Annotated in this window: 20 protein-coding genes; 14 read left to right on the top strand and 6 right to left on the bottom strand. The window is 65.2% G+C overall.

What is annotated here, in order from left to right; genetic code table 11:
* The 12 genes from DYI42_RS15425 to DYI42_RS15370 all read left to right on the top strand — a co-directional run.
* On the top strand, positions 1-727 hold a 727-nt coding region (locus DYI42_RS15425; RefSeq protein ID WP_213546888.1), incomplete at its 5' end, for a nuclear transport factor 2 family protein.
* A 124-nt stretch (positions 728-851) separates the two neighbouring features.
* The gene (locus tag DYI42_RS15420) at positions 852-1,382 is read left to right on the top strand and encodes an ester cyclase (protein ID WP_213546887.1); all 531 of its coding nucleotides are present in this window, start codon (positions 852-854) and stop codon (positions 1,380-1,382) included.
* Between the two features lie 12 nt (positions 1,383-1,394).
* Positions 1,395-2,705 carry a histidinol dehydrogenase gene (hisD, locus tag DYI42_RS15415; RefSeq protein ID WP_213546886.1) on the top strand — a complete coding sequence of 437 codons (1,311 nt, stop codon included), beginning with the start codon at positions 1,395-1,397 and terminating at the stop codon, positions 2,703-2,705.
* Complete coding sequence (locus DYI42_RS15410) at positions 2,702-3,754, top strand: ester cyclase (RefSeq protein WP_213546885.1); 1,053 nt, start codon at positions 2,702-2,704, stop codon at positions 3,752-3,754. Before hisD ends, DYI42_RS15410 begins: the two co-directional genes overlap by 4 nt.
* Positions 3,754-4,518 (top strand): SDR family NAD(P)-dependent oxidoreductase, encoded by a 765-nt coding sequence (locus tag DYI42_RS15405; protein ID WP_213546884.1) that lies wholly within the window; start codon positions 3,754-3,756, stop codon positions 4,516-4,518. The genes DYI42_RS15410 and DYI42_RS15405 overlap by 1 nt, the downstream gene beginning before the upstream one ends.
* An 11-nt stretch (positions 4,519-4,529) precedes the next feature.
* Positions 4,530-4,796 carry a hypothetical protein gene (locus DYI42_RS15400; protein ID WP_213546883.1) on the top strand — a complete coding sequence of 89 codons (267 nt, stop codon included), beginning with the start codon at positions 4,530-4,532 and terminating at the stop codon, positions 4,794-4,796.
* Positions 4,786-5,817, top strand: coding sequence for a LacI family DNA-binding transcriptional regulator (locus DYI42_RS15395; RefSeq protein ID WP_213546882.1), 1,032 nt, complete (start codon positions 4,786-4,788; stop codon positions 5,815-5,817). Before DYI42_RS15400 ends, DYI42_RS15395 begins: the two co-directional genes overlap by 11 nt.
* 8 nt (positions 5,818-5,825) lie before the next feature.
* Positions 5,826-6,815 carry a nuclear transport factor 2 family protein gene (locus DYI42_RS15390; RefSeq protein ID WP_213546890.1) on the top strand — a complete coding sequence of 330 codons (990 nt, stop codon included), beginning with the start codon at positions 5,826-5,828 and terminating at the stop codon, positions 6,813-6,815.
* 139 nt (positions 6,816-6,954) lie between these two features.
* Positions 6,955-7,920 carry a cupin domain-containing protein gene (locus tag DYI42_RS15385; protein WP_213546881.1) on the top strand — a complete coding sequence of 322 codons (966 nt, stop codon included), beginning with the start codon at positions 6,955-6,957 and terminating at the stop codon, positions 7,918-7,920.
* 8 nt (positions 7,921-7,928) lie between these two features.
* Positions 7,929-8,630 (top strand): alpha/beta fold hydrolase, encoded by a 702-nt coding sequence (locus DYI42_RS15380; RefSeq protein ID WP_213546880.1) that lies wholly within the window; start codon positions 7,929-7,931, stop codon positions 8,628-8,630.
* Positions 8,627-9,322 carry an RraA family protein gene (locus tag DYI42_RS15375; protein WP_213546879.1) on the top strand — a complete coding sequence of 232 codons (696 nt, stop codon included), beginning with the start codon at positions 8,627-8,629 and terminating at the stop codon, positions 9,320-9,322. Before DYI42_RS15380 ends, DYI42_RS15375 begins: the two co-directional genes overlap by 4 nt.
* A gap of 114 nt (positions 9,323-9,436) precedes the next feature.
* Positions 9,437-9,826: a hypothetical protein gene (locus DYI42_RS15370; protein WP_213546878.1), complete on the top strand. Its 390-nt coding sequence runs from the start codon at positions 9,437-9,439 to the stop codon at positions 9,824-9,826.
* A 22-nt stretch (positions 9,827-9,848) separates the two neighbouring features.
* Here the strand turns inward: DYI42_RS15370 and DYI42_RS15365 are convergent, their stop codons facing one another.
* The 4 genes from DYI42_RS15365 to DYI42_RS15350 are packed head-to-tail and all read right to left on the bottom strand — an operon-like array spanning position 9,849 to position 12,766.
* Positions 9,849-10,811 carry a pirin family protein gene (locus DYI42_RS15365; RefSeq protein ID WP_213546877.1) on the bottom strand — a complete coding sequence of 321 codons (963 nt, stop codon included), beginning with the start codon at positions 10,809-10,811 and terminating at the stop codon, positions 9,849-9,851.
* Positions 10,812-10,853: 42 nt separating this feature from the next.
* Positions 10,854-11,153, bottom strand: a complete 300-nt coding sequence (locus DYI42_RS15360; RefSeq protein ID WP_213546876.1) for a GNAT family N-acetyltransferase — start codon at positions 11,151-11,153, stop codon at positions 10,854-10,856.
* 60 nt (positions 11,154-11,213) lie between these two features.
* Positions 11,214-11,822, bottom strand: a complete 609-nt coding sequence (locus DYI42_RS15355; protein WP_213546875.1) for an alpha/beta hydrolase — start codon at positions 11,820-11,822, stop codon at positions 11,214-11,216.
* An 11-nt stretch (positions 11,823-11,833) separates the two neighbouring features.
* Positions 11,834-12,766, bottom strand: a complete 933-nt coding sequence (locus DYI42_RS15350) for a ring-cleaving dioxygenase (RefSeq protein ID WP_213546874.1) — start codon at positions 12,764-12,766, stop codon at positions 11,834-11,836.
* A 113-nt stretch (positions 12,767-12,879) separates the two neighbouring features.
* Here DYI42_RS15350 and DYI42_RS15345 point away from each other — a divergent pair, with 113 nt between their 5' ends.
* Both DYI42_RS15345 and dddP read left to right on the top strand, forming a co-directional pair.
* On the top strand, positions 12,880-13,800 hold the full coding sequence (locus DYI42_RS15345) for a LysR family transcriptional regulator (RefSeq protein WP_213546873.1): 921 nt from the start codon (positions 12,880-12,882) through the stop codon (positions 13,798-13,800).
* Between the two features lie 431 nt (positions 13,801-14,231).
* Positions 14,232-15,566, top strand: coding sequence for a dimethylsulfonioproprionate lyase DddP (dddP, locus tag DYI42_RS15340; protein ID WP_213546872.1), 1,335 nt, complete (start codon positions 14,232-14,234; stop codon positions 15,564-15,566).
* Positions 15,567-16,008: 442 nt separating this feature from the next.
* Here dddP and DYI42_RS15335 read toward each other — a convergent pair whose 3' ends face one another.
* Entirely contained in the window at positions 16,009-16,290 is a 282-nt protein-coding gene (locus DYI42_RS15335; protein ID WP_213546871.1) for a DUF4242 domain-containing protein, read from the bottom strand.
* 311 nt (positions 16,291-16,601) lie between these two features.
* Positions 16,602-16,994 (bottom strand): glutathione S-transferase N-terminal domain-containing protein, encoded by a 393-nt coding sequence (locus DYI42_RS15330; protein WP_213546870.1) that lies wholly within the window; start codon positions 16,992-16,994, stop codon positions 16,602-16,604.
* Positions 16,995-17,042 lie beyond the last annotated feature (48 nt).

Raw genomic sequence — 17,042 nt, 5'->3', positions numbered from 1 at the left:
AGATGTGTATAAGGGACAGCCCTGGCTCGGCATCCCGCCCACCCAGCGCCCTGCCTTCTTTCGCTATCAGGAGTACCTGCGCATCGAGGCGGGCCGCGTGGTCGAGATGGAGGGGCTGTGGGACATCCCGCAACTCATGCTCCAATCCGGCGTGTGGCCGATGGCCCCGCAACTCGGGGTCGAGTGGATGTGCCCCGGCCCGGCAGACGGGCAGGGGGTGCTGACCGCCCCGCAAGATGCCGCGCAGGGCGACGCCTCGGTGCAGGCGGTGTGGGATATGCTGCATGATCTCAAGCAGGGCACTGCGAACGACCCCGAGCGCGGATTGGGCGGGTACTGGCACCCCAACGCGGTCTGGTATGGCCCCACCGGTCTCGGCACCGCGCGCGGCCACGCCGGGATTGCCGAGCTGATCTTCCGCCAGTTCCGCGAGGGCCTCTCCGACAATACCCGCCATCTCGACGAGGGCGTGTTCTTTGGCGATGGCAACCTCGTGGCCTTCACCGGCTGGCCTTCGGGCACCGCGCTGCACACGGGCGACGGGTTCCTTGGCCTCGCGCCCACCGGCAAGCAGATCACCCGCCGCAGTCTCGATTTCTGGCGCGTTGAGAATGGCCTCGTGCGCGAGTGCTGGGTCATGGTCGACATGCTCGACCTCTACCGCCAACTCGGCATCGACGTGCTGGCCCGCATGGGCCGCCTCTCGGGCGGGAGGCTCGCCGCATGAGCGCCTCCGCCCGCCATTCCGCCCTATCGCGCCACCCCGCGCTGAACCGGATGCCCCGGGACTTTCTGAAGCGGCTCACCCCGCTTCACCGAATTTCCCGACGCAGACTTGAAGGATCAGACAGATGAAGGGTTCCAGACCCGAACAGGCGGTGCTCAGCAGAGACACCGACATGAGCAAAACAGCCGAGACCCGCGCCGTGATCGAGGGCATGGTCGACGGACTCAATGACCACCGGATCGACGATATCGGCCAGTTCTTTGCCGAGGGCTTCCGCTGGATGGGCAATGAAGGCTGCGGCACCAAGACCGGGCTGCAGGAGTTTCAGGACAACTGGCAGCGCCCGTTTCAGGCGGCGTTCAGCGACAAGACCTGCATCGACGAGGCACGCCTCTACATGGGCGAGTGGGCCGCCGCCTTCGGGCGGCAGGAGGCCACCCACTCCGGCCCCTTCATGGGTGTGGCGCCCACCGGAAAGCGTATTGAAATCAGGTACATGGATTTCTGGAAAGTGGAAGACGGCAAGATCTCCGACAACTGGGTGATGGTCGATTTCCCCCATGTTCTGGCCCAGCTCGGCACCGATGTGTTCGGCGGCGAGGGTTGGGAAGCCTACGACCGGGGCGACAAGGTTCCGCCCCGGCCCGCAAACTGAAGGAAAAGAGAGATGACCGTGGAATATCTCAAGCGAGGCAAGCCCGAGGCCGACAGGGCGGAGGATGATGCCAAGGTGCGCGGCGTGGTCGAGGCCGCGCTGAAGGACATCGAAACGCGGGGCGATACCGCCGTACGCGAGATGAGCGAGAAGTTCGACAATTACAGCCCCGAGGCCTTCCGCCTGACCGAGGGCCAGATCGAAGGGCTGATGTCCAAGGTCTCGGCACGCGACATGGAAGACATCAAGTTCGCCCAGGAGCAGGTGATGAACTTCGCCCGCGCCCAGCGGGCCTCGATGACCGATATCGAGGTTGAGACCCTGCCGGGCGTCGTGCTCGGCCACAAGAACATCCCGGTGCAGTCCGTTGGCTGCTACGTGCCCGCCGGCAAGTTCCCGATGGTCGCCTCGGCGCATATGTCGGTCGCCACCGCCACTGTCGCCGGCGTGCCGCGCATCGTGGCCGCCACCGCGCCCTTCAAGGGTGAGCCCAACCCGGCGGTCATCGCCGCCATGCACCTCGGTGGGGCCCATGAGATCTACGCGCTGGGCGGCATTCAGGCGATCGGCGCGATGGCTCTGGGCACCGAAACGATCGATCCGGTGCACATGCTCGTCGGCCCCGGCAACGCCTTCGTGGCCGAGGCCAAGCGCCAGCTCTACGGCCGCGTCGGGATCGACCTCTTCGCCGGTCCGACCGAGACGATGGTGATCGCCGACGAAACAGTCGACGCCGAGCTTTGCGCCACCGACCTGCTGGGTCAGGCCGAGCACGGCTACAATTCCCCTGCCGCGATGCTCACCACCTCGCGCAAGCTGGCCGAGGCGACACTTGCCGAGATCGACCGGCTGCTACAGATCCTGCCCACCGCCGAAACCGCCGCCGCCTCCTGGCGCGACTACGGCGACATCATCCTCTGCGAAGACCACGACGAGATGCTGCGCGTCGCCAACGACATGGCTTATGAGCACGTGCAGGTGATGACCGACCGTGACGACTGGTATCTCGAGAACATGCACAGCTACGGCGCGCTGTTTCTCGGCCCGCGCACCAACGTGGCCAACGGCGACAAGGTGATCGGCACCAACCACACCCTGCCGACCAAGAAGGCGGGCCGCTACACCGGCGGGCTCTGGGTGGGCAAGTTCCTGAAAACCCACAGCTATCAGCGGGTAACGACGGATGAGGCCGCAGCCATGATCGGCGCCTATGGCTCTCGCCTCTGCATGCTCGAGGGCTTCGTCGGCCATGCCGAACAATGCAACATCCGCGTCCGCCGCTACGGCGGGCAAAACGTGCCCTACGGAGTGGCCGCAGAATGACCGATACCCACACCTCCAACAAAGCGGCGCTCGCGCCGCTCCGCGCGGCCATGTCGGAGTTCGACGAGGCCAAGGTGCGCGCCGCGCTGGATGCGGTGATCGCGCCGGATGCGGTCATTCACATGCCGCACCCCTTCGGCGACTTCACCGGCCCGCAGGCCTTCTACGATGCCTGCTACGCGTCCCTTTTCGATGCCATGCCCGACCTCGAGCGCCGGGACTGGATCGTGATGGGCGGGCCGGATGAAGATGGCGCCAACTGGGTCGGCTGCGGCGGTCACTACTTCGGCACCTTCGTCGGGCCTTGGCTCGACATTCCTCCGACCGGCCACCTCACCCACATGCGCTTTCACGAGTTCTACCGCTTCGAGGGCGGCAAGGTCGTTGAGATCCAGACGCTTTGGGACATCCCAGAGGTGATGATGCAGGCCAATGCCTGGCCGATGGCGCCCTCGCTCGGCCTCGAGTTCTGCATTCCCGGCCCTGCCACGCTCGATGGCATGGTGCCCGGCCCGTGGAACGCGGAAAAATCCCGCGCCTCGCAGCAGCACATCATCACCATGCTGGAGCACATGAAACGCCACCCGTCCAAAGGCGGGCCGGAGGTGATGGAGATGCCGCGCTTCTGGCACGACCGGATGAACTGGTATGGCCCCGCAGGCATTGGCACCGGCCGGGGTATCGCGGGCTTTCGCAACTGGCACCAGATCCCGTTTCTCAACGGCATGCCCGACCGCGGCCAATACGTGGACGAGATCACCTACCACTTCTTCGGTGATGGCGATTACGCCGCCGTCACCGGCTGGCCCGACATGATCCAGACCGTCACCCACGATGGCTGGATGGGCATCGCCCCCTCCGGCAAGAAGATCACCATGCGCTCGCTCGATTTCTGGCGGCTCGAGAATGGCAAGATCCGCGAGAACTGGGTGATGGTCGATATCCTCGACGCCTACCGCCAGCTCGGGGTCGACGTGTTCGCCCGCCTGCGTGAATTCAACAAGGTGCGGGTCCCCGGCCGCATCTCCTTTCCGGTGGGAGACGTGTGATGGACCTGCCGCGCACGCCCTCCTTCCGGCTGGACGGAAAGCGCGCGCTCGTGGCGGGCGCCTCCTCGGGCATCGGGCAGGCCTGCGCTGTGGCGTTGGCCGAGCACGGGGCAGAGGTGGTGCTGGCCGCAAGAACGGCCGCAAAGCTGGAGGCGCTGGAGGACGCGCTGAAGGCCCGCGGCCACGCGGCCACGGCACTGAGCCTCGACGTTGCCGATGTCCCGGCGACCGAGGCCGCCGTGGCCGCAAACGGCCCCTTCGACATTCTGGTCAATTCCGCAGGCCTCGCGATCCACAGCCCCGCGCTCAAGACCACCGAGGCGGATTTTGATGCAGCAACGGGCCTCAACGTGAAGGGCGCCTATTTTCTCACGCGCGCGGTGGCGCGCGGGCTGGTGGAGGCGGGCCGCCCCGGCTCGCTGATCAACATCTCCAGCCAGATGGCAAAGGTGGGCGGGATCGACCGTGCGGTCTATTCCGCCACCAAGCACGCGGTGGAGGGCTTCACCAAGTCGATGGCAATCGAGTGGGGGCCAAAGGGTATCCGCGTCAACACCATCTGCCCCACCTTCATCGTCACCCCGCTCACCCGGCAAACCTTCGATCGTCCCGAACGCCGCGCATGGGTGGAAGAGAAGATCAAGCTCGGCCGCGTGGGCGAGGTCGAAGACATCATGGGCGCCGCCGTGTTTCTGGCCTCCGATGCCGCCAGCCTCATCACCGGCACCGCCCTGATGGTCGATGGCGGCTGGACGGCGGACTGATGGTGCACGCGATGAACGAGCCCCAGCCACAGCAGACCCCGACCGAGGTCGAGGCCACCGCCGAACGCCTCTGGCAGCAGATGCCCTCCGAGGTGCGCTACGTGCTGCGCCGCCGGCTGGCCGAGCTGGACCTGCTGAAGGCGATCACGCTGATCGGGCGGCACTGGCAGAATGGCCACTGGTCGATCACGCCCTTTCCCGCAGGCGACGGCTTTGCCATAGGCGTCGGCGTGGCAATGGAACTGGCAGACAGGTTGAGGGCGGGCAATGACAGATAGCAAGGTGACCTCGCTCGACGTGGCCCGCAAGGCGGGCGTGAGCCAGTCGGCGGTGAGCCGGGTGTTCACACCCGGCGCCTCCGCCTCGCAGAAGACAATCGACAAGGTCCGCAAGGCTGCGGATGAACTTGGGTATCGGCCCAACGTGCTCGCCCGCGCGATGGTCTCCGGCAAGAGCCGGATCATCGGTCTCGTGGTCGCCTATCTCGAGAACTACTTCTACCCCGAGGCGCTCGAAAAGCTCTCCAATGCGCTTCAGGCCCAAGGCTATCACGTGCTGGTCTTCATGGCCTCGCAGACCAAGGGCAACATCGACAGCGTGGTCGAAGAGATCCTCGACTATCAGGTCGATGGCATCGTGCTGGCCTCCATCGCCATGTCCTCCGACCTCGCCGAACGCTGCGAGAAAGCTGGCGTGCCGGTAGTGCTCTTCAACCGCTACGAGGAAGGCGAAGGCCTGAGCGCAGTCACCTCCGACAATCTCTCGGGCGGGCGTCAGGTGGCCGAGTTTCTTCTGGCCGGCCGGCACGAGCGGATCGGCTACATCGCCGGATGGGAAGGCGCCTCCACCCAGCGTGACCGTGAGCAGGGCTTTCTCGAGGGGCTGAAGGCGGGCGGGCAGGAGCTCTTCACCCGCGCTGTCGGCAATTACGAGGTCGACACTGCCCGCGCCGCCGCGCGCGACATGTTCTCCGACCCCGGCAAGCGCCCCGACGCCGTGTTCATCGCCAACGACCACATGGCCTTTGCCGTGATGGATGTGATCCGCTTCGAGCTGGGCCTCTCCGTGCCCGGCGACGTTTCGGTGGTGGGCTATGATGACGTGCCCCCCGCCGCATGGCTCGCCTACAACCTCACCACCGTACGCCAGCGCGCCAACCTGATGGTGGAAGAGACCGTCAAGGCGCTGCTCGCCCATATCGATACCCCCGACACAGCCGAGGCCCGAATGGTCGCCATCGACGCGCCGCTCATCGTGCGCGGCTCGGCCCGAATACCCCAAGGATGGACCCGCACATGACTGCCCCGATGCAAGGCTTCGACGCCAAGTTCCGCGACTTCCCCGATTACATCATCGGGATCACCAAGGAGATCTGGGAAGACCGTGGCATCGCCACGCTGCACGACTACTACGCGCCGGATATCGTGGTGCGCTCGCCCGCTTCCGTCGTCGTCGGCAATCAGGGCGTCATCGCGGCCACGATGGCAACGCTGGCCGAGTTTCCCGATCGGACCCTTTTTGGTGAAGACGTGATCTGGTCCGGCACCCCGGAGGAGGGGATGCTCTCCAGCCACCGGCTGCATTCCACCGCCACCCACATCAACCCGGGCGTCTACGGCGCGCCCACCGGCAAGCAGTTGCACTACCGCATCCTCGCCGACTGCCACGCCCGGAACAACGCCATCGACGACGAGTGGCTGATCCGCGACCAGGGTGCCATCGTCCGCCAACTCGGCTGGGAGCCCAAGGACTACGCCCGCGATCTGATCGCCCGCGAAGGCGGGCCGGAGCATTGCGTCAAACCCTACACCCCCGCCAATGATGTCGAAGGCCCCTACAAGGGCACCGGCAATCAAAGCGAATGGGGCGAGCGCCACGCCGATGTGCTCACCCGCATCATGAATGCCGATTTCACCGTGATCCCCGAGGCCTACGACCGGGGCGCCAACCTCTATTATCCCGGCGGGCTGGATACGCTGTCCTTCGACGGGGCAGACCGCTTCTGGATGGGCCTCCGCGCCTCCTTCCCCAACGCGAAATTCACCCTCCACCATACCATCGGCCGCGATGATCCGATGATGCCGCCGCGCTCGGCCCTGCGCTGGACCATGCACGGCAAGCATGAGGGCTGGGGCGGCTTCGGCACGCCCACCGGCGCAGAGGTCTTCGTGCTGGGCATCAGTCACATCGAATGGGGCGCGCTCGTCGGCGGTGAGCCCCGCATCCGCCGCGAATGGACCCTCTACGACGAAACCTCCATCTGGAAGCAGATCCTGCTCCAGACGGGCGACCTCTGATGCTGCCTTGCCCGCAAGAGACCGCGCGGCGCTTTCACGCGCATCGCGCCGGGCTGCGGGCGCGGCGGCTCAACCTGCATCCGCCGGGGCAGGGGCCACGCCCCCTCACCCCACGGATACAGACAGAAGGACCACACAGATGACCCCGCAAGAGATCGAATCCCGCATCGTCCGCTACGGCGACCTGCAACCCTGCAAGACCGCCTTCATCGACGCCCATACGCCCGGCTCCGACCAGAAGGAGAACTTCACCATCATCGGCGGCGGCGTGTCCGAAAGCCCCGACCAGCATGTGCACATTTCCATCCCGCACGGCTTCAACATCGGCGCCGCAGGCCAACCGCCCAAGTGCCGCAACTCGCTGCACGATCACCACACGGCAGAGGCCTTCTTCGTGCTCTCCGGTCGCTGGCGGTTCTTCTGGGGCCGCTGGGGCGATGCCGGAGAGGTGACGCTGGAGCCCGGCGATATCTTCAACATCCCCACCGGCATCTTCCGCGGCTTCGAGAACATCGGCACCGACTACGGGATGATCATGGCGATCCTCGGCGGCGATGATGCCGGTGGCGGTGTCATGTGGGCGCCGCAGGTGATCGAAGACGCCGCCGACCACGGCCTCGTGCTGGGCGAGAACGGCAAGCTCTACGACAGCAAGAAGCAGCAGCGCCTGCCCGAGGGCGTCAAGCCGATGCCGCTGATGTCGGAGGCCGAGCTGGCCAAACGCCCCGAGCCGACCACGGCAGAGGTGCTCCCCAACCACGTCGCCCGCTACTGGGACATGGTCGCACTGGCCGACCGCAAGCCCTGCAAGGTGATCGGCGAGACCGGCCTCCTGCGTGACAAGCCAGGCTTTGAGGTCGATTTCATCACCCGCGGTTCGGCGACAGAGCGCAAACACAGCCATGACAAGCCCTCGGTCCTGATGCCCGTCACCGGCCACTGGAAGGTAAGCTGGGAGGGCGGTTCGGCCACGCTGGCACCGGGTGATACCATGTCGGTGCCCGAGAACCTCGCCCATTCCGCCGTGCCGTCGATGACCGGCGAGGCCGCACTCTACCACATCATCGGCACCGCCGATCCGGCTGGCCCGAGCTGGAAAGGCTGACGCCTCCCATGTCCGCCACTCCCCTCGTACTCCTGCCCGGAATGATGTGCGATGCGCGTCTCTTCGCGCCGCAAATAGCGGCGTTCGGTCAGGCGCGCGAGGTGATCGTGCCTGATCTGACGGGGGCCTGCACCATGCGGGCCCTCGCCGCCGCAGTTCTCTCCGAGGCCCCAGAGCGGTTTGCGCTCGGCGGTCTCTCTATGGGCGGGATCGTCGCGATGGAGGTGGCCCGCCAAGCCCCTGAGCGGCTGGCAGGGCTGGCGCTGCTCGATACCAACCCGCTGGCCGAGTTGCCCGAGAAGCAGGCAGGCCGGGCGCCGCAGATCGAGCGCGTCCACATCAACGGCCTCGCCGCGGTGATGACAGAGGAGATGATCCCCCACTACCTCGCGGATGAAGCGGCCACGCCCGATTTGCCCGATCTCTGCCTGCGCATGGCGCTGGACCTCGGGCAGTCGGCCTTCACCAACCAGTCCATCGCGCTCCGCGACCGCCCCGACCAGACCGGCACGCTAAAGGCGCTCTCCATGCCCTCACTCGTGCTCTGCGGCCGGCATGACAGGCTCTGCCCCGTCGAGCGCCACGAACTGATGCACGCGCTCATTCCCGGCTCGACACTCGAGATCGTCGAAAACGCCGGACACCTCACCACCCTCGAACGCCCCAACGAGACCAACGCGGCCCTTGCCCGCTGGCTGGAGACCCTATGACCCCCGAGACCCTGAACCTGCTGCGCAAGGTCGATACCCCCACTGTCTGCAACGCCATCGAAGTCATTGAAGGCAAGCGCGGGTTTGACCGTTACACGCGTGGAACGGTGCTTAGCAGCGACCCAACCGCCGGTGCCCTCGTCGGCCGTGCCCGCACCGCCAAGATCGCCGCCATCGCCCCACCCGAGGAGGCGCCGGAGGTGATCAAGGCCCGCCGGATGGACTATTACCGCCACATGGCCACCGGCCCCCGCCCGGCCTTGGCCGTGGTCGAAGATCTCGATGGCGAAAACGCGGTCGGCGCCTTCTGGGGCGAGATCAACACCACCGTCCACAAAGGCTTCGGCCTCGCCGGCACGCTGACCAATGGCGTGATGCGCGACCTCGGCGATCTGCCCGAGGGCTACCCGGTCCTGGCCGGCTCCGTCGGACCCTCGCACGCCTTCGTCCATGTCCGCGAGATCGGCACACCCGTCACCGTCTTCGGCCTGACCATCGCTGACGGCGACCTTGTCCACGCCGACCGCCACGGCGCGCTGGTTATCCCCGAGCCCTACATCGCCCCCATCACCACCGCGATCGCCAAGATGCAGAAAACCGAAGCCATCGTCCTGGACGCCGCCCGCGCTCCCGGCTTCGACTTCGAAAGCTTCGAGGCCGCATGGTCCGCCTTCGAGAAAGCGCGGACCTGAGCGCGTCGGAGCCACGCTACCCTTCGAGGCACCGCCCGTCAGCCTTCAACCCCATCCCTCCGGCAGCCGTGCCTCGCTGCCCTGACCGCAAATCTCCAACCCACGGAACCACTCATGCCCCAAACCCTGCGTTTCGGCCTCCTTGCCCTTGTTGCCTATTTCGTCTGCATGGCGATTGCGCATTTCTTCGGCCTCAAGGTGCCCATTCTCTTCGTCTATTACGACACGCCCTACTACGCTTATCAGGACAGGATCATCTCCTTCGCAGTCCTGAGCTACGTCGGCCTGTTTTACGCGGCTTCCGGGGATATCAAACTCGTCCCCATCGCCCTGGCCGTTTTGGGGGCAACCGCCCTCGGCCTCGCGTCCGTCAATATGTCGGAGGCCCTGGCTTCGGTGCTCTCGGAGGGCCAGTCCACTTGGCCCTACTGGGCGCAGACCGCCGTGATCGCCGGTCTCTGGTTCATCCTGACAGTCCTGTATCTAGCACGACCAAAGGCCTGACCGCCCCCATTCCCGCCCGGCCCTACCAGTCGCGGGGCCGGGTGCGCTCAAGCTCGGCGCTGATCGGAATGAACTCCTGTTCATCTCCCGGCGGCAGCCTGAAAGGCCCGTTTGCCCAATCTGCCGCCTTCCAGTCCTCCTTGGCCTGCTCGATCCGATCCTTCGAGGAGGAGACGAAGTTCCACCAGATGTAGCGCTTCTCGTTCAGCGTCGCCCCGCCAAGCGCCATGAGCCGCGCCCCCTGCGGCCCGGCCTTGACCGAAATCCGGTCCCCGGGCCGAAACACCATCATCCGACCGGCCTCGAATGTGTCACCACTCACCTCGATGCTGCCTTCAGAAACATAGATGCCGCGATCTTCGTGATCGTCGGGCAGCGGGAAGGCGGCGCCGGGCCGGAGCACGACATCGAGATAGAAGGTTTCCGATTGCATGGTCACAGGGCTCGCTTTGCCATAGGCCGCGCCGAGGATCAGCCGGGCCGTGGCCCCGCCGTCCTGAAACTGCGGCAAGGCGGCCTCCTTGTGATGCTCGAAATCCGGCGCCATTTCTTCGCGGTCTTCGGGCAGGGCAATCCAGGTCTGGATGCCGAACAGTTTGTGCTGGGTTGCGCGGGTCTCCTCGCTGGTGCGCTCAGAATGGGTCACGCCGCGCCCGGCCACCATCCAGTTGACCTCTCCGGGGTAGATCATCTGATGCGTGCCAAGGCTGTCCCGATGCTCGAACTCGCCCTGGTAGAGATAGGTCACTGTGCCGAGGCCGATATGCGGATGCGGGCGCACGTCGATACCGCCATCGGTGATGAACTCCGCCGGGCCCATCTGGTCGAAAAAGATGAACGGCCCCACCATCTGCCGGGCGGGGGCGGGCAAGGCACGCCGCACTTCGAAGCCGCCGAGATCACGGGCGCGCGGAATGATCAGCGTGTCGATCTCCCTGGCGTGCTCCAACGGGCATTCGGGGTTGTGCGTGGGGTTCCAGCTCATGGTCGTCCTCTCTCTCGATGGTGTCTCTCTTGCCGGGCAGCCTCACCACTGGATGACATCTGCCAGCTCTTCCCGATGCTTCAGCGCATGGGCCCGTACGAAGGGGCAAAGCGGCACGATCCGTTCGCCGCGTGTTCGGGCATCCGCGATCAGGCGATCGACCAGTATGCGCGCCAGCCCCATGCCCCTCATGCTGTCGGGCACGAAGGTGTGGTCTGCGATGATCAGCGTGGGCGTGACCTTGGAGGTGGTCAGCTCCGCTTCGCCCTCCGCCTCCGGCGTGGTCGCCACGTAGCGCCCCTTGCTCTCGGTTTCGGTGTAGGTGATCTCAACGTCAGCCACGATCCGGGCTCCTTTCTTCATCTGAGGCCGGGGCGCGCAGCAGGGCGTGCCCCGGCGAGGTCAGTCCGTTGTCACGAGGCGCTGCAGCGCCACAAGCTCCGGCTGGCGCACCTCATGCCCGCCGTCATGGATTTCTGTCGCAACCTCGGCCCCCTGCTCAGCGTACCAGCCGATCAGGCGCTCGGTCAGCGGCCATGGGCACATCGGGTCGCGCCGGCCTGCGGTGATCAGAACCCGGGTTCCTGCGAGGCCCGGAGCCGCATCTGGCGCCCAGGGGATCAGCGGGTGCAGCAGCCCGACCCGGTCGAACAGATCGGGCCGTTCCATGGTCACCGAGGCAAGGATATTGGCGCCGTTCGAGTAGCCGAACCCGTAAACCGGGCTGCCCGGATGCAGCGCCTTGTGCGCCGCGACATATGAGGCCAGCGCCTCGGTCCGGCGTGCCAGATCCTCCATGTCGTAAACACCCTCGCCCGTCCGGCGAAAGAAACGCGCGGCCCCCATCTCGGAGACATCGCCGCGCGGCGAAACGATGCCCGCGCCGGGCAGGAGTTGCCCGGCAATCTCGAAGAACTGGGTTTCATCCCCGCCGGTGCCGTGGAAGGCAAAGATCAGCGGCGCTCCCGACTCCGGCGGTCTCGTCAATGCGTGATAGCTTTCCGTTCCCATGGATCGGCTCCTTATCCAGAGATCGGGGGCAGCAGCCCCTCGATCTCGGCGCGATGCGGCTCGTAGCGCGTGGGCAGCTTCAGCGCCTCCCCCAGATGCGCCGTGTCTTCATCCCTATCGAACCCGGGCTCGTTGGTCGCCACTTCAAACAGCACCCCGCCCGGCGTGCGGAAGTAGATCGCCCAAAAGTAGTCCCGGTCGATCACCGGCGTCACTTGGTAACCGGTGTCCATCAGTGCGCGGCGCACCTCGAGCTGTGCTGCCCGGTTCTCCACCGCGAAGGCGATGTGATGAACCGATCCAGCGCCTTGCCCAGCCGTGCGCGCATCCGGCACTTCCTCAAGGTCGATGGTGTCGGCGGCATTGCCTCCTTCGATCCGATAGCGGGTGATCCCTCCGTCGCTCTCGTCTTTCTGATACCCCATGAAGCTCAACAGCTCGCCGGTCGCCGCCGCATCCCGCAGGCTGAAGCGCGCGCCGTGAAAACCCAGAATGCCCGCCTCTTCAGGCACATCGCTTCCGGTCCACGGCGCGCGGCCGCGCAGATCGCTTTCCACCAGCGCAAACCCGTCCCCGTCCGGCCCGTCAAAACCCAGCCGGTTTTCGCCCAGAAACGCGCTTTCATGCAGCCCGGTCACGCCGCGCGTGGCGAGGCGCTCCTTCCAGTATCCCAGCGCACCCTTGGGCACGGCAAACTCGGTCGTTCCCACCTCGCCGGTGCCCCGGCGGCCCTTTGGCATGTTCCCGAATGGGAAGTAGGTCATCACCGATCCGGGCGTGCCCACCTCGTCCCCGTAATAGAGGTGATACACCTCCGGCGCATCAAAGTTGACGGTCTTCTTGACCCGGCGCAGGCCGAGGGTATTGGTGAAGAACGCGTTGTTTTCATTTGCATCTCCTGCCATCGATGTAACGTGATGCAGGCCTTTGATCTCGGTAATCATGGCTGTGCCTTTCAAGCGATCCCTGTGTCTTCATCCCAAGATAGGACATGCCGCCATTCATATTAATCGAAATGGCATTGCACTCACTATTGTCGTGAGTGCAATAATTCCGAATGCAGGACATCAAACCGATCCGGGTGTTTTTGAAGGTGGTCGAGCTCAGCAGTTTCGCCGCCGCAGCCCGCGCCCTCAAGATGACACCGGCCTCTGTCACGCGCATCGTCGCGCGGCTCGAAGAGGACCTTGGCCAGCAGCTTCTGGTCCGTACAACCCGGCAGGTCTCGCTCACGACAGCCGGGGCGACCATGGCCGCCCGCTATGCGCCTGTCGTTGCCGATTTCGACCGGATCACCGAGGAAATCACCCGATCCGCCCGCCCCGACCGGGGGCGGCTCTCCATCAACGCGCCGATGTCGCTGGGCCTGCGGCTGATGCCGGACCTTATCGACAGGTTCCGGCTGGCCTATCCGAACATCACGCTGGATGTGCAATTGACCGATGCCTTCATCGACATCGTCCAGGAACGGTGCGATCTCGCCATCCGCATCTCAGGCCCGCCTGCCGACAAGTCGACCATCTGGCGCAAGATCTGCGAAGTCCCTCGGCACCTCGTGGCAGCCCCGGACCTCTTCAACCGGACTCCGAAGCCCGAAACGCCCGACGATCTCGATCCGGCGGTCTGCATGTCCTATTCAGCCTCGGGCCGGGCGGAAACCTGGAAGCTCAGCCATGGAGGGCGATCGCGCAGCGTGACCGCAGGCGCTTCGATCCTCAGCAACAACGGCGACTTTCTCTACGCCCTGGCCAAGGCCGGAAACGGAATAGCGCTGCTGCCGGATTTCATCGTCAGCGACGGGATAGCAAACGGCGAAGTCGAAACCGTCCTCAGCGACTGGTCCGCACCGCCCCTCTGGCTGACGCTGTTCTATCCACCCTACGAGGTCTTGCCGCCATTGGTGGCGACCTTCACGGACTTCTTCGAAGCCCATCTCAGGGAAGTAACCGGTCTGAGTTTTGATCAGTCTCGCCGATGAGGCCGTCACGCAGCAAGCCTTCTCCCGATCATGCCGGCCGACAGCAACAGTTTCCTTCCATAGTTGCTGTTCAGAGAGTTCGCAGCGGAGGTCCACTTCGAGATCAATAGGATGCTGCTTGGTGCTCGAACGGCGACGTCGACCGGGACGTGCCGGGGATGCAGCATTGCTTTCTGTATGGATAAGTCTCGGCTGCTGAGGCATCCGAAATGCCATCACAGAGGCTGATTGGACGACTTACCCGCTCCACTCGCCGGTACCGTTGGGGTGCAGCTCCTCGTGGAGGTGGAACCGAGAGGCCCAGCGGGAGGGGCGGTACGAGAAGCGACATGAGTTGTCGTTGCGGAGCGCGCGTGCCGGCCCTGCAAAGGCTTATGCCGGTGTGCAGAGGGGCGTTCGGCGCCCCTGGGAATTGTCAAGGTGGCAGGCCGATGAACCTCCGCTACAGCGCGATGCGCAAGATTGACCCGTCGCAGGGCGCACGCCTCGGCGACGGCACCGAGAACAACGGCGACCGCGTCGAGATCGGGCCCACGCCGCTTGCATTCGAGGAATGGCGCGAGGTGGGGCTGCAGTTGCCGGATCTTAAGCTGATGCGCGAGGCGCGGCACCGCCGTTTGACGGACGCCGTTGTCGCGCGAGGCTATGGCGGTCTCCTCATGTTCGACCCGCTCAATATCCGCTACGCGACCGACACGACGAACATGCAGCTCTGGAACACACACAACCCCTTCAGGGCCGTGCTGCTCTGCGCGGACGGCTATATGGTTATCTGGGACTACAAGAACGCGCCCTTTCTGGCAGGTTTCAACCCGCTGGTGCGCGAGGCGCGGTCGGGCGCCGACATGTTCTACTTCGCCCGCGGCGACAGGATCGACGACGGCGCGAAGGCTTTCGCCGCCGAGGTCGCGGACCTTCTGGCGACCCACGCGCCGGGCCACAGGATGATCGGGGTCGACAAAATCCAGCCCCACGGGCTCGATGCGCTTAGGGCAGCGGGGCTGGAGTATCGCGACGGCGAAGAGGTGACGGAGCGCACGCGCGCCATCAAGACAGAGCACGAGCTTCGCGCCATGCGCTGTGCGGTCCACTCCTGCGAGCGTGCAATGGCAGCGATGGAGGACTTCGCGCGCAAGGAGATCCCCGACGGTGGCGTCACCGAGAACGACGTCTGGGCGGTGTTACATGCCGAGAACATCAAGCGCGGCGGCGAGTGGATCGAAACGCGGCTACTGACTTCCGGGCCTCGCACGAACCCGTGGTTCCAGGAATGCGGGCCCCGCGAGATTGCCAAAGACGAGATTCTGGCTTTCGACACCGATCTGATCGGCCCTTACGGCATCTGCGCCGACCTGAGCCGGACGTGGTGGATCGGCGATGGCCCCGCCCCAGACCACATGCGCGAGAGCTACGCCGAGGCGGTGGAGCACATCCGCTACAACACTGCGCTGCTCCGACCCGGCGTGCACATGGCTGGGCTGACGTCGTCACTCCATGTGCTGCAACCGAAGTACCAGGCGCTCAAGTACTCCTCGCCGATGCATGGCGTTGGGATGTGTGACGAGTGGCCATTAATCGCCTATCCCGACCGCTTCGTACCAGGCGCCTTCGACGCAATTCTCGAGCCGGGACTTACCCTCTGCGTTGAGGCGCTAGTGGGTGAAGTCGGCGGCGACCACATGGTCAAGCTGGAGGATCAAGGCGTCCTGACCGAGAACGGCTACGAGACCATCTCGACATATCCGCACGACCAACGGTTCCTATAGCCATAGCGTGCTAAATGGGGCCTTAGTGCCCACCGCAGCGAAAGTCCGCTTTGCCCGCTCAGCGGACTTTGGCCTGCAGACCATGCAGCACGATGCCCCGGATCACCGGTTCGCGAAGTTGCACCGCAGCGATAACCCTTACAGCGGAGGTCGGCCGTGGGTCATTGTCGTCAAGGGGTCGATCCATGGCCATCAATGTTTAACGCGGATGCTTGGTCCGCTGCCTGCCCATACTGGACGTTCGTTGGCCGCGCCATTGCTGCGGCGCAGCTTCCCGGAAACGGCCTACGCCCGCCTCTTGCAGCATGAGCCTTCAAGCAAACCTCGGTGTTGCGGACCACGCGAAGGCCTTACCGAAAACGGTCATTCTCGACGCTAAAATCGCGCATGTAGTGAGCCCTCTGCTGAACCCACGAGAAGGTTGTGTTCTTGGCCGAGCGCATCATACAGGGTCGTTGGCCGTTTTCGGCCCGAAGGTATTCGTAATCTCCGACACGAGGTCCGCTGGAAAACCACCCTCTCGGGCGTGACGATAGATATCTTCGGCGCTGTCCGCTTCGTGGACGCAGTACAGCTTGTCGCCGGCCGCATAGGTGTGGTGCCAGACGTAGTGAACCCCGAGGCCGTCCACGACGGCATTCGACTTGGCCGAGATGTCGCGGAAGTCCTGGGCGGTCAATTTGTCTGCCCCGGGGACGGTTCTTTCAACGATGAACATGGGCATAGGTCTCTCCTTCGCTGTCGGTTTTGTGGGTTTCGTGGTCGGCTCGGTATGCCGCGGATCCAGCCTCACACGGCGGACCTGGGCAGGGCATGTCTGGCCAGCGTCGCCCTGTAGGCCGGTCGCCCCGAGGCGGCCGCGTGCACGGCGTCGATGTTGGGATGGGCGCGGAAGAACGCCGGCCCGTCCGCGACCCATTCGGTGAGCATGGCAAGGTAGTAGTCCAGCGCCGAGAAGCCGCGCTCGAGGAACGAGCCCTCACCACGGATGGCCCCCTCCAGGACGCCGTAGAACCTGTCCAGGTCCGCCGCCCCCTATTCCCGGACCTCGGCCATCGCGGCCTCCGACCGGGCGAACTGTTCCGGGCGGGCCTCCCGAGACACGGCCGGATAACCGGTCGACACCATTACGTTGAGCCAGAACAGAAAGGCCGGCCTGTCCGGGTTCCCGGGAAGCGGGGTGAGGCCCGCGGCCGGGAAAGCCTCGCCAAGATGGGTGACGATCGCGCCCGTCTCGCCGTTCGTAGAACCGTCGGGGAGCGTGAGCGCCGGCACGCGGGCCGCGGGGTTCAGGCGTCGGTAGGCGTCGTCCAGATGCTGGCCCGCTCCCATGTTGACGTAACGTGCCTCGTAGTTCGCCCCGGTCTCCCGCAGCAGGGCGTCTGCGACGATCGACCCTGCCATGTATTCCGAGTAAAGCACGTACATGGTACCTCCCGTCAAAAGGTTATCTTTGCGGAACGAAGCCTCCTCCTG

Origin of the sequence: Vannielia litorea, from assembly GCF_018424695.1 — a bacterium.
GTDB classification, from domain to species: domain Bacteria; phylum Pseudomonadota; class Alphaproteobacteria; order Rhodobacterales; family Rhodobacteraceae; genus Vannielia; species Vannielia litorea_A.
Note: the sequence above shows the minus strand (reverse complement) of the source record. Positions and strands in the feature narration are given on the sequence as shown.